The 13064-nt window shown below is 53.2% G+C and carries 12 protein-coding genes; 6 read left to right on the top strand and 6 right to left on the bottom strand.

Annotation, left to right across the window (positions count from 1 at the left end):
* The first annotated feature begins 229 nt into the window (after positions 1-229).
* Entirely contained in the window at positions 230-742 is a 513-nt protein-coding gene (ompX, locus tag QVF11_RS06425; protein WP_110275359.1) for an outer membrane protein OmpX, read from the top strand.
* 71 nt (positions 743-813) lie between these two features.
* Here ompX and QVF11_RS06420 read toward each other — a convergent pair whose 3' ends face one another.
* A complete protein-coding gene (locus QVF11_RS06420; protein WP_112214712.1) occupies positions 814-2391 on the bottom strand; it encodes a phosphoethanolamine transferase in 1578 nt (525 codons plus the stop codon).
* Positions 2392-2659: 268 nt separating this feature from the next.
* Entirely contained in the window at positions 2660-2785 is a 126-nt protein-coding gene (mntS, locus tag QVF11_RS06415) for a manganase accumulation protein MntS (RefSeq protein WP_110275355.1), read from the bottom strand.
* Positions 2786-2967: 182 nt separating this feature from the next.
* Between mntS and mntR the strand changes: the two genes are divergently transcribed.
* From mntR to QVF11_RS06395, 4 genes are all read left to right on the top strand, one after another.
* Complete coding sequence (gene mntR, locus QVF11_RS06410) at positions 2968-3441, top strand: manganese-binding transcriptional regulator MntR (RefSeq protein WP_110275353.1); 474 nt, start codon at positions 2968-2970, stop codon at positions 3439-3441.
* Complete coding sequence (locus QVF11_RS06405) at positions 3438-4550, top strand: anion transporter (protein ID WP_112214711.1); 1113 nt, start codon at positions 3438-3440, stop codon at positions 4548-4550. Before mntR ends, QVF11_RS06405 begins: the two co-directional genes overlap by 4 nt.
* Positions 4551-4711: 161 nt before the next feature.
* A complete protein-coding gene (locus QVF11_RS06400; RefSeq protein ID WP_112214710.1) occupies positions 4712-6088 on the top strand; it encodes a glycoside hydrolase family 1 protein in 1377 nt (458 codons plus the stop codon).
* 70 nt (positions 6089-6158) lie between these two features.
* Positions 6159-6875, top strand: coding sequence for a GntR family transcriptional regulator (locus tag QVF11_RS06395; RefSeq protein ID WP_112214709.1), 717 nt, complete (start codon positions 6159-6161; stop codon positions 6873-6875).
* A 46-nt stretch (positions 6876-6921) separates the two neighbouring features.
* Here QVF11_RS06395 and ldtB read toward each other — a convergent pair whose 3' ends face one another.
* On the bottom strand, positions 6922-7836 hold the full coding sequence (gene ldtB, locus QVF11_RS06390; RefSeq protein ID WP_110275345.1) for a L,D-transpeptidase: 915 nt from the start codon (positions 7834-7836) through the stop codon (positions 6922-6924).
* Positions 7837-8040: 204 nt separating this feature from the next.
* Complete coding sequence (locus QVF11_RS06385) at positions 8041-8823, bottom strand: tyrosine-protein phosphatase (RefSeq protein ID WP_287855757.1); 783 nt, start codon at positions 8821-8823, stop codon at positions 8041-8043.
* A 179-nt stretch (positions 8824-9002) separates the two neighbouring features.
* On the opposite strand from QVF11_RS06385, the gene QVF11_RS06380 reads away from it, so the two are divergent.
* Positions 9003-10595, top strand: coding sequence for an ABC-F family ATPase (locus QVF11_RS06380; protein ID WP_287855755.1), 1593 nt, complete (start codon positions 9003-9005; stop codon positions 10593-10595).
* A 134-nt stretch (positions 10596-10729) separates the two neighbouring features.
* On the opposite strand, the gene QVF11_RS06375 is transcribed toward QVF11_RS06380, so the two are convergent.
* Both QVF11_RS06375 and QVF11_RS06370 read right to left on the bottom strand, forming a co-directional pair.
* Positions 10730-11992, bottom strand: coding sequence for a DUF1479 domain-containing protein (locus tag QVF11_RS06375; RefSeq protein ID WP_142513195.1), 1263 nt, complete (start codon positions 11990-11992; stop codon positions 10730-10732).
* 137 nt (positions 11993-12129) lie between these two features.
* Positions 12130-12945 carry a Cof-type HAD-IIB family hydrolase gene (locus tag QVF11_RS06370; protein ID WP_287855753.1) on the bottom strand — a complete coding sequence of 272 codons (816 nt, stop codon included), beginning with the start codon at positions 12943-12945 and terminating at the stop codon, positions 12130-12132.
* Between the last annotated feature and the right edge of the window lie 119 nt (positions 12946-13064).

Below are 13064 nucleotides of genomic sequence, written 5' to 3'. Positions count from 1 at the left end.
AGATAAATTCACCGGATGATTAGGAATTATCTGGATGCATGTCTGGCGCTTTATGAGCCTTAATAGGACTATATTTGTAAAAAGGGTTTGTTTTCCAGTTTGTTATAGAAACGTAGAAACCTTTAGTTACATGAAAAAGTTCGTTAGACACTGTAAAGTGAAAAGAGTTTCCCAAAAGTTTTTGATATATTTAAGGCTTAGGACTTATTAGAACACATTTGAGGTGGTTATGAATAAAATTGCACGTTTTTCAGCACTGGCCGTTGTTCTGGCTGCATCCGTAGGTACCACTGCTTTCGCTGCAACGTCTACCGTTACCGGTGGTTACGCTCAGAGCGACATGCAGGGCGAAGCGAACAAAGCAGGTGGTTTCAACCTGAAGTACCGCTACGAGCAAGACAATAACCCGCTGGGCGTTATCGGTTCTTTCACCTATACCGCTAAAGATCGTACCGAAGATGGCGTTTACAAGAAAGGCCAGTACTACGGTATCACCGCTGGTCCGGCTTACCGTCTGAATGACTGGGCAAGCATCTACGGTGTAGTGGGTGTTGGTTACGGTAAATTCCAGGACAACAGCTACCCGAACAAATCTGATATGAGCGACTACGGTTTCTCTTACGGTGCTGGCCTGCAGTTCAATCCGATCGAAAACGTTGCTCTGGACTTCTCCTACGAGCAGTCTCGTATTCGTAACGTTGACGTTGGCACCTGGATTGCTGGTGTAGGTTACCGCTTCTAATCACTTCGGTGATGTAAAAAATCCGCCTCGAGGGGCGGATTTTTTTTGCCTGTGATTTCAGGTCGTCAGACTTAATTGACGGTGAAAGCGTCGGTGCCCAAATGTGTGTAGTCCACTTTCTTCAACTGGAAGTTGGTGATGTACGTCGCCCCGGCTTTCTGCTCGGAGATAAAACGATAGCGCGGGGTAATCTCCTGAGCGCTGATCCCGGTCCACTGCGAGAAGAAGCTGAGGAAATCATTGGCCGAGCGCCGCGCTTTAATGACCTTATGCGCTTTATCGTCGCTGGACAGCACCATAAACGGCACCTGGAAGTTCTGCTGATACTTATCATCGTGCGCCAGGTACTGCACCTCTTTCCCACGCTCCTTGAACGCCAGACCATGATCGGAAAAATAGGTCATCGAGAAAGTGTCGCCGGAGTTTTGTAGCTGGCTATAAAGATTGCTCAGCAGCGTATCGGTTTGCGTCATGGTGTAGAGATAGCAGGAGGTCTCTTTCGACTGAACGAAAACGGTGTATTTTCCCTTGGTGCGATCGCAGGCCTGCGGGTGCGAGCCCATCAGATGCAGGACAATCAGCTGCGGCTGGGAACGGCGGGTGGCGAGCACCTGCGCGGTCAGCTTTAATAACTGCTCATCCTGGGTGTTTTTATTGGCTTCGAAATCGCCGTTCTTGAGGAACTGCACTTCATCTGCGCGTTTGGCGATACTGGCAATCGCCGTATCGTATTCGCCAATTTGCCCCTGATTCGAAAACCACCATGTCTGAAAACCGGCACGGTTGGCGAGGGTGACGAAGTTATCCTGAAACTGCGGCTTATTATCGACGACGCGATTGAGAGTCAGGCCCAGTGACTTCTGCGTAGAGCCGCTGGCAGCGATGTAGTCATTGAACAGATAGCCTTTTACCGAACTGGCGAATGGCGTGTTATCCCAGTGGCCGCCGAAAGCACCGAGCGCATCGCGACGCGCGCTCTCCCCGATAACCACGACGTACAGATGATATTTTGGCTTCACCGCCAGCACGTGCCAGCTATCTTTCATGTTCGCTAACTGAGCCATTCGTGCCTGCTCATCCAGCACTTCATTATTATTGACCACCACATCTTTCACGAAGCGCACGGCCGGGTAGCCGGTGTCGATAACCTTAAAGACGCCGCCCCAGGCGAGGTTTTGCACCGGCTGCAGAAAGAAAATGCCGATGCAGAACAGCAGGCCGAGGGTGTCGATTTTCCCCCAGCTCGCTGACGCTTCCGGTTTACGGCGTACGGCAATTACCCCGAGTACAAAGATAAACACCGCCAGCAGATAGTTGTACCACGGGAAGATCGTCAGGATCTCGGTGGACTCTTCTATATTGGTGGCATGCAGCGCCAGCAGCGTATTGAAATTTGGCGCGCCATAGGCCTGGCCAAAAGGGTAGTACATCGCTGCTAACAGCGAATAAGCGCCAATCACCACTTTTTGCGCACGCGGAAAGCTCCGCCATAGCAGATGCAGTACGCAAGTAAAAGCAACGGTATAGAGCAGGCTAAAATCGTAGCCCAGCGCCAGGTTAATAAACAGCGATTGTAAAAAGTAGAATCCTGTCCATGGGTTCAGTACCACTCCGCGGGCGACCAGCGTTTCTTTCAGCGTGACATTCATAATAAACAATCAAAAAAGAGCCATGTGCGTCCCCTGGCATCAAGGGGTAAAACCTGCTGGACAGTGCCTGAAGAGGGTCTCTGCGAGCCGCAGTAGTGGCAGGGCTGACAAAAGATAGGGCTTGCAAATGTTAAGGTCAACTATCCATAACAGATTGTTTTGGGAGGATGCTTACAAAACTTGAAAAAAGTCGCAGAAATACGGAGTAACCGGACAGTGTGGCGGGGAATTGTGGCAGAAAAATGAAGCGGCGTACCGCGACGCCGCATTAGTTTTTCGGTTTATCCTGCTGAGGTTTGCCGTTGATCAGATCGCACAGCATACCGACAAGCATTAACCGAACTTTAAAAGGGGAATGAGTAAACACGTTTAAGCACCTCTTGAATTCGTTCATGGTGACCTCCTGTAATTTCGTCCTTCGCTCCTTGAAGGATGTGTGTATTACATACAGATATAGCACAGGCTATATTGTATAGCTATGGCTAAAACGTTAAATTTTTGTTCTCTGTGCACGATCCATTACAATGGAGGTCCTTTTAGATGATGCTTGATGCGTCACAGGAATGAGGAAGCACAATGAACCGTCGCGCAGGTAAGCCAATAACTAAAAAAGTGACGCAGCTAGTGAATGTCGAAGAACACGTTGAAGGGTTTCGTCAGGTGCGCGAGGCGCATCGTCGGGAGTTAATTGATGACTACGTCGAGCTTATCTCCGATCTGATCCTCGAAGTGGGTGAGGCTCGTCAGGTAGATATGGCCGCACGTCTCGGCGTATCGCAGCCTACGGTTGCGAAAATGTTAAAACGACTGGCCAGCGTTGGGCTGATCGAGCAGATCCCGTGGCGAGGGATCTTTTTAACTCCTGAAGGCGAGAAGTTGGCGCACGAGAGCCGTGAACGTCACCAAATCGTCGAAAACTTTTTACTGGTGATTGGGGTCAGCCCAGAGATAGCCCGTCGCGATGCCGAAGGGATGGAGCACCATGTCAGCGAAGAGACGCTGGCGATGTTTAAACAATTTACCCTTAAGCAGGGGTCGCAGGGGGAATGAATCTCGTCTTTGTTCAGTCGCTGGCCCGCGACCGCTTTTTACATCTGCTGCTGATTGTTGGCGTTGTTTTAAGCTTTTTTGTCCCGTTTGCCCCCGGAAGCTGGCTTCACGCCATTGACTGGCACACGATTATTACTCTTAGCGGGCTGATGCTACTGACCAAAGGCATCGAACTTAGCGGCTACTTTGATGTGCTCGGCCGCAAAATGGCGCGCCGTTTTGTGACCGAGCGTCAGTTAGCCATTTTTATGGTGCTGGCCGCCGCGCTGCTTTCCACTTTCTTAACCAATGATGTCGCGCTGTTTATCGTCGTGCCGCTTACGCTGACGCTAAAAAAATGGTGCGCTATTCCAACCAGCCGATTAATTATTTTTGAAGCGCTGGCGGTCAACGCTGGGTCTTTATTGACACCTATCGGCAACCCGCAAAACATCCTGCTGTGGGGGCGTTCCGGCCTCTCTTTCCCGGCTTTCATCGGTCAGATGCTGCCCCTGGCGGCGGCGATGATGATCACTCTGCTGGCGCTGTGCTGGTTCTGTTTTCCTGCGAAGCCCCTTAACTATCAGAGTAGCGACAGATCGCCTTCATGGCGGCCGAATCTGGTCTGGAGCTGCCTGGCGTTCTATCTGGTCTTTTTGACCGCGTTAGAACTCAAGCAAGAGCTGTGGGGGTTGGTGCTGATTGCGCTGGGTTTTCTGCTGCTGGCGCGGGCGGTGATTATTAACGTCGACTGGTCGCTGCTGCTGGTCTTTATGGCGATGTTCATTGACGTTCACCTGCTGACCCAGCTACCGGTTCTACAGCATGCGCTCAACGGCGTCGGACAGCTCTCTCCGGGAGGTTTGTGGCTGACGACGATTGGCCTGTCGCAGTTTATCAGTAACGTTCCGGCGACTATCTTGCTGCTTAACTACGTTCCGCCTTCGGTGCTGCTGGCCTGGGCGGTCAACGTGGGCGGTTTTGGCCTGTTGCCGGGCTCTCTGGCGAACCTGATTGCGCTGCGTATGGCGGGCGATCGCCGTATCTGGTGGCGTTTTCACCTCTACTCTATCCCCATGCTGCTGTGGGCGGCGCTGGTGGGCTACGGGCTGATAACTGTATTCAGGTAATTCGCTCTCCTTTTCTCTCTGCAAGCCGGATCGTGAATACTGCGATCCGGCTTTTTTATGCGCGGTGCTCACAAAAAACGATCCTGGTCTTTGCTTGTTGATACAATTTCACCTATATGACTAGTCATGAAATTTAAATGACTAGTCATAAGGTGCGGATCATGAATAAAACACTACCGGCAGATTTTCTATGGGGTAACTCGGTCTCCAGTATGCAAACCGAAGGGGCGTGGAATGAAGGCGGCAAGGGGATGTCGGTCTACGATATCCGCCAGCCTGCGGAATTTGCTTCTGACTGGAAGGTCGCCACCGACTCTTACCACCGCTACCGGGAAGATTTTGATCTCATGAAAGATTTGGGGATGAACTGCTACCGCTTTCAGATTGCCTGGAGCCGCGTATGCCCGCAAGGCGATGGCGAATTCAACGAAGAGGGGATCAACTTCTATCACCAGTTTATTGATGAGCTGATCGCCCGCGGCATCGAGCCGATGATCTGTCTCTATCACTTCGATATGCCGCTGTCGCTGGCGGAGCGCTACAATGGTTTCACTGACCGCCGCGTAATGGAGGCCTTTATCCGCTACGGGCAGAAGATGATCGACTGCTTTGGCGATAAGGTGAAGTGGTGGCTGACCTTTAATGAACAGAATCTCTACCATATGCCGGACGCGTTTCTTATTTCAGGCTATATGCGCGGCGAGAAAACTCTGCGCGAGCTCTATCAGATTCAGCACCATGTGATGATGGCCCACGTCCATCTGACGCAGTATCTGCACCAGAGCAAACCGCAGTGCCTGATGGGCGGTATGCTGGCCCATGCGCTGGTTTATCCGGCAACCTGCAAACCGCGCGATATGCTCTGTGCCCAGCAGCTTGATGAGTTCTTAAACCAGAACCTGCTGCGCGCATACGCCGGGGAGGGCTACAGCCCGGAAGTGATGCATGTAGTGGCCCGCGAAGGCTTCGACGATATTTATCTGCCGGACGATCTGGCGCTGATGGCGAGGGTAAAAATCGATTATCTGGCCTTTAGCTACTACGCCAGCAAGGCTCTTGATAGCGACCCGATCCCGCCAGGCACGCCGGTGAACAATTACATGCAGTTTGGTGATAAAAAGAATGAATATCTGCAGGCCACCGAGTGGAACTGGCAGATTGACCCTGTGGGCTTTCGCATGATCATCACCCGCTACTACAACGACTGGCGGCTGCCGGTGTTCCCGATTGAAAATGGTATAGGGGTGATTGAATCCTGGGATGGCGAAAACGAAGTGGCTGACGATTATCGTATTGCCTATCATCGCGATCATATCAACGCCATGAAAGAAGCAATGTTTGAGGATGGCGCGCAGGTGATTGGCTACCTGGGCTGGGGATTGATCGACATTCTCAGCTCGCAGGGCGATATGCGCAAACGCTACGGCGTGGTCTACGTTAACCGCGAGAATCACGATCTGAAAGACCTCAAACGCGTGCCGAAGAAAAGCTATGCCTGGCTGAAGCAGGCTATTCACAGCAACGGCGAAGAGATGTGACGGCGCGTCAGGCGGGCAGATAGTGTATTCTGCCCGCCAGCCACCATCAGCAAAGCAAAAGGATCGGGCAATGACGGCCAAATATCTGAATATCGCGCGGGAAATTAAAAAGCGCATCATCAGCCAGCAGTATCCGGCCAGCGCGCCATTACCCGACCAGTTCGCGTTAGCGGCGGAATTTAGCACCAGCAGGATGACCATCCAGCAGGCGATGCGCCAGCTTATCGTCGAAGGACTTATCTACACCCGTAAGGGGCAGGGCACCTTTGTGCGCAAGAATTTTCTCCAGCTTTCGCAGTGGGAGCTACCCGGCAGCGACTATTTTGGTGCGACGAAAACCTGGGAACATTTAGGAGAAGTGACCAGCCGGGTGATTCGCTTTGAGCTGCGTTTTCCCAGCGAGAAAGAGCAAACGTCGCTGCTGATCGACGCCGACGCCCCGGTCTATGATTTCGTTCGTCTGCGCCTGCTCAACGACGAACCTGTATCGCTGGATTTGACCGTGATGCCCGTTGCGCTGGTGCCCGGCCTGAATAAAAGTCATCTGGAAAGCTCGGTGTTCCGCTACGTGCAGGAGACGTTGGGGCTAAAAATGATGGGGTCGTATCGCGTAGTGCGGGCGATAAAACCGCAAGACCTGGATAAGGAGCATCTCAACTGCGAGGTGAGCGATCCGGTCTTGGAGGTTGAGCAGGTTATCTATCTGGAGGACGGGACGCCGCTGGAGTATGCCCATTGCCACTACCGCTACGATCATGGCGGGATCATCCTGGTGAATAACGGATAAAAAAATGGCGGGCACCAGGCCCGCCGTTCTGTTTTTTCTTACCAGCTTAGTTCAGACGCACCGGCATACCGGAACGGTTCTGAATGGCCTGATCAACCACGCTCTGATCAACATCCGTCTGGCCAGTGATAGCCTGCACTGACTTGGTCAGGTTAATCGGCACGATTTCACCGTCCTGGAACTGCGCTTCTGTGGTGGACAGCGGGTTGTGTACTTCAATGAAGCGGCTGCCGTCAGGCTCGGTAGTGGCTTTTACCGGCTCATCGATAAACTCAACGCGGGTGCCGACCGGCACGTTGTCAAACAGGAATTTGATATCTTCGTTACGCAGACGCACGCAGCCGTGGCTCACGCGCAGACCGATACCGAAGTTGGCGTTAGTACCGTGGATAGCGTACAGACGGCCGATATACAATGCGTACAGGCCCATCGGGTTATCCGGACCTGCCGGGACAACGGCTGGCAGAGGTTCACCTGCGGCAATATATTCAGCGTGCATTTTGGCGGTTGGGGTCCAGGTCGGGCCGGCTTTTTTACGCTCAACTTTAGTCACCCAGTTGATCGGCGTATCTTTACCCAACTGACCGATACCGATAGGCAGCACGATCACCGTGTTGGTGCCTTTCGGATAGTAGTACAGGCGCATTTCCGCGCTGTTGATAACGATACCTTCATGCACGGTGTCCGGCAGAATCAGCTGCTGCGGGATATTCAGTACGGTACCGCCCTTTGGCAGGAAAGTGTCCACGCCAGGGTTGGCTTCCAACATGTTGGATAAGCCCATCTGATATTCGGCGGCAAAGTATTCCAGCGGCTGCTTGTTGCCTTCCGGGATGGTGATGACCTGGTTTTGGCCAATCAGACGGCTGCCATCGGTAGGCAGTGGATAGGTTACAGCAGAAGCTGTGTTGCAAAAGCCCACGATGGCGAAGGCTGCCGCGAAGAGAGTCGATAATTTCATATTCTTTATGTCGTTGGCGAAAACAATGCCACACAGGCCTTTGTCAGATTAAACAGGGAGTCGATGGGAGCGCATTATATGTGCATTCCGGCAAACAGGTAAATGAGATGTGTACGAAATCACATTTTTTTCCCCGTGCTGTTTTGAGTGTAGCCTGCGGGCGTTGGCTGTTGTCGCAATTTGTGGCATCCAGGCCGGAGGGGACTACCCCTCCAGAAGTCTTGATTGAAGCGCTTCTCGCGCCTGCGGCGTGAGCTGATACTCCTTTTCCAGCCAACTATCAACGCTGGCATATCGCTCATTAATTGCGCCGAGCGCGGCGGCGAGATATGACTCCTGCACCGTCATCATTTCGGCCAGATTTTGCCGCCCGCGAGCGGTCAGTTCATCGCCGAGCGAGTTGAGCATAAAATTTTCAACCTGAGTCAGCATGCCGTGGGTGAGCAGGTACTCTTCCATCACCGTATGGGTATCACAGCCGAGGGCCAGCAGCGTCAGGGCGCAGCCGACGCCGGTACGGTCTTTACCCACCGCGCAGTGCTGCAACAGCGCGCCATCGAAAGGCTCCATCAGCCATCCGGTGAGCTGGCGATAGGCGGCGTTATTAAACGGCAGCTGGCGATAAAGTTCGATCATAAACTGCTCGCCGTTCAGGGCATTCAGCGTCGAGGCATTCAGCTCTGTCACTTTCGCATTGACGTCGCGAACGTGCGGGTTGGCGGGAGCGTTGAGATAGTGCGCCAGTTCGTTCAGCTTATCGGGGCTGCGATTCACTTCAGCCGGGTCGCGATAGTCAATTACCCGCCTAAGAGGAATAGTATCCAGCTGACTTAAGTCATCGTGGGTCATCATATGCAGCGAACCGGAGCGCAGCAGTTTACCTGAACGCACATGGCGACCGTCGGCGGTGCGCTGACCGCCCAGGTCACGAAAGTTGATGCCGCCCTGTAGCGATAAGAAAGCTGGATGGCGGGAGAGAGTGGTCATAGGTTCCTTCCGAATTTATGGAGAAAAATTACGCATCAAGCAGTGTAACCGCGCAATATGACAATGACCCTAACACAAGCGCCCGCTACGATTTTATTACGACCCGTGAAAAGTGAAGCATTTGCTGGCATAATGTCTGGTTCATCACACTTCTCATTCTCTATTTTCAGGATAACCCCGTGCTAGTATCCAGCAACGTCACCATGCAGTTCGGCAGTAAGCCGCTGTTCGAAAACATTTCCGTCAAATTTGGCGGCGGCAACCGTTACGGCCTGATTGGCGCCAACGGTAGCGGTAAATCGACCTTTATGAAGATCCTCGGCGGCGATCTGGAACCGACGCTTGGCAACGTCTCCATCGATCCAAACGAACGTATCGGTAAACTGCGTCAGGATCAGTTCGCGTTTGAAGAGTTTAGCGTGCTGGATACGGTTATCATGGGCCACGGTGAGCTGTGGGAAGTGAAGCAGGAGCGCGATCGTATCTACGCTCTGGCGGAGATGAGCGAAGAGGACGGCTACAAAGTGGCTGACCTCGAAGTGCTGTATGGCGAGATGGACGGCTATTCTGCCGAAGCGCGCGCCGGTGAGCTGCTGCTGGGCGTCGGCATTCCGGTGGAACAGCATTACGGTCCGATGAGCGAAGTGGCTCCCGGCTGGAAACTGCGTGTGCTGCTGGCTCAGGCGCTGTTCTCTAATCCGGACATCCTGCTGCTCGACGAACCGACGAACAACCTGGACATCGATACCATTCGCTGGCTGGAGCAGACGCTTAACGAACGCGACAGCACCATGATTATCATCTCGCACGACCGTCACTTCCTGAACATGGTCTGTACTCACATGGCGGATCTGGACTACGGCGAGCTGCGCGTTTATCCGGGCAACTACGACGAGTACATGACCGCAGCGACCCAGGCGCGTGAACGTCTGCTGGCGGACAACGCCAAGAAGAAAGCCCAGATTGCTGACCTGCAATCCTTCGTCAGCCGCTTTAGCGCCAACGCTTCTAAATCACGTCAGGCGACTTCTCGCGCCCGTCAGATTGACAAAATCAAGCTCGACGAAGTGAAAGCCTCCAGCCGTCAGAACCCATTCATCCGCTTTGAGCAGGACAAAAAACTGTTCCGTAACGCGCTGGAAGTGGAAGCCCTGGAAAAAGGCTTTGAAAACGGCCCGCTGTTTAAAAAATTCAACCTGCTGCTGGAAGTGGGCGAGAAGATTGCCATTCTGGGTGCCAACGGCGTGGGTAAATCCACGATGCTGAAAACCCTGGTGGGTGAGCTGGCCCCGGATAACGGTACCGTGAAGTGGTCTGAAAACGCGCAGATTGGCTACTACGCCCAGGATCACGAATACGAATTCGAAAACGACCTGACCGTCTTCGACTGGATGAGCCAGTGGAAGCAAGAGGGCGACGACGAGCAGGCGGTGCGCAGCATTCTGGGTCGTCTGCTGTTCAGCCAGGACGACATCAAGAAGCCCGCCAAAGTCCTTTCTGGTGGTGAAAAAGGCCGCATGCTGTTCGGCAAGCTGATGATGGAAAAACCCAACATCCTGGTGATGGACGAACCGACCAACCACCTGGATATGGAATCGATTGAATCGCTAAACATGGCGCTGGAGATGTATCAGGGCACTCTGATCTTCGTTTCCCACGACCGCGAATTCGTCAGTTCGCTGGCAACCCGCGTCATTGAGATTACGCCTGAGCGCGTGGTGGACTTCACCGGTAACTACGAAGATTACCTGCGCAGCAAAGGCGTCGAATAATTTTCCCGTTGTCTTTCCCGGATTGCGGCGCTAATGCGCCTGATCCGGGCTACCGACTCGCGCACAGCGGTGAACCCGTAGCCCCGGTAAGCGCAGCGCCACCGGGGGGAGAGTTCGGTTGAAATGCTACCTCGTTATGCCATTCCCAAAGCCCGCTTGCCGTGGATATTTAAATCATCCAGGGTAAAGCGGTCTTTCCAGTCGACTTCATAATCTTCACGCGGGAAATCACCCGGCGAAGCGCCTTTCTCCAGCGCCACTTTGACCTTATGCGCATAGGCGAGGTTTTTCTCGCACATCGGCGCCGCGGGGATATACATCACGTTGCCCCAACCTTGCTGATTCTCTACCGGTGCGACCGAGTGAATCACATCACAGTGCCACCACACCGAATCGCCCGCATTCAGCGCCGGAATAGAGCTTAAGGCCTTGATCAACAGCGGGTGCCATTTTTCTGAAATCGGCAGCACCTTACCCGGCGCGACGCCGCACAGTTCATCATCCGGTACATCGTCGAGCAGAGGGCGCAGCAGCACGTAAGCCATCGCTTCAGGAATTGGCACCACGTGCAGCAGGCCCTGATCGGGGATCATATCGGAGAGTGCGGTCCAGCCCTGGAAGGTGCGGAATACCGAGCATTTAGTGGTGTTATCGACGGTATACTCTTCCACTTCGGTACGATGGGCCGCATCCCACGGATCGTAAGCATCGATATTGCCGTTAAAAACGTCGGCAAAGACTTTTTGATAGGCCGGCAGCAGCCAGCGCTCCAGCGCGCCGGAATCGGTATGCGCACCCAGACCTTTTGACGTGGTTCCCGGCGGGCGGCGGCGAATGCGATCTGGATAAATTACGCTTACATCCGGGTCAAACCACTGCTTACCGTCGCGGTTAAAAGTCCACAGGCGGTTGAGGAATGACTGTACGGCAGCCATTTCATCACTCTGGCGAGCCTGCATTTGCGCCTGTGACCAGTAAATCGGATAAATTTCCGGGCGCGAAGCATCCAGTGAACCGAAGAAGGTATCTCCGGGGCCTTTATAGACATCATCGAAATGGTTGAGGTCGAGATACTCCAGCATTGAGTTATCCCATGCCAGCGCCCGTTCACGGGTGAAATGACCTTTGATGACCGCGCAGCCGCGACGCTTGATGGCTTCGCGCTGGGCATCCGTTACCTGGCCCTGCGCAATATCGCTGAACGGAATGACCGGCCAGACATCCTGGCCGTTGGTTTTAAGGGCATCAATTTCCTCCAGGCGTGTGGTGATGCGCGCCGTCAGCCGATCGAACACCGCCTGCACGTCACCGATCTGCGTGCGCAGGTCCTGCTTAATCTGGCGGATTGCCGCTTTATGGTCGGCGGGTAGTGTTTCACAGGTATGGGTAACAGCCATGATGACCTCTCATCTTTCATTCGAAAGTAATTAATCTTACAAACGTTAATTTAAGTTAAAATTAAGTTAATGCAAGTTTAAAATTATGCGGAGGTGCACAAAACGGAAAACCGGAGCAGAAATGCTCCGGTGAGAGATCATTCGTTGAAAGGAGTAGCGTGGTCGAGGACGGCCTGAATAACATTTAGCGCACCGTCATGGTTGTTGTCAGCGGTAGCAAAACGGGACACTGCTTTGATGCTTTCGGCGGCGTTGGCCATCGCGAAGGAGTATTTCACCAGCTTTAACATCTCCGTATCGTTCGCGCTGTCGCCGATGGCGACACACGCCTGCGGCGAGATGTTCCAGCGCTTAAGCAGGCGGCTGATACCGTTGGCTTTATGCAGGCCAGGGATAATCAAATCGACGAAGCCAAAGCCGCTGGTGACCGGCTTCATGATGCCGTCCAGCGAGACGTGCAGTTTGTCGATAAGCAGGGGGATTTCGCTATCCGGCAGGTTAAGCGAAAACTTAAACAGCTTATCGTCAATATCGTGGTAGTTGCTGATGCGCTGCAGGCGATGATAGTGCTTTGACATCAGCGCGACAAAGGCGTCGGGCGCACGATCGCTGACGTATGCGCTTTCAAGGCCGCAGGCGACGAAGTTGAGCTGTGGGTCTTTGAGTAATTCACCAATCACTATCTGGGATTCGTGGCGGGTGAGCTCGCCGTGAAACAGCTGTTGACCGTGTTCATATACCAGCGCGCCGTTTTCGGCAACAAAGGAGATCTGCTCGCGGATTTCCGGGAAAAATGAGATCAGCTGGTAGTACTGGTTGCCGCTGGCGACAACGAATTCGATACCCTGCTGTTGGAGTTGCGCGAACTGCGCGAGAAAACGCGAGCGGTCATACTGCTTGGCGTCATTGAGAAAAGTTCCGTCCATATCGGTGACGATAACTTTAACAATCATAACAAATGCTCCTGGCTTAACTTCGACCAGCAACATTCTAATTACAATGTGATGTGGAGCACAAATTTATTTCGAATGAAAGTTTGCGTTCACTGCTGTGCAGCATAAAACCCCGGGTT

Source organism: Klebsiella sp. (assembly GCF_027492335.1).
Classification (GTDB): domain Bacteria; phylum Pseudomonadota; class Gammaproteobacteria; order Enterobacterales; family Enterobacteriaceae; genus Klebsiella; species Klebsiella huaxiensis.
This window is presented reverse-complemented; position numbering and strand designations above follow the sequence as displayed.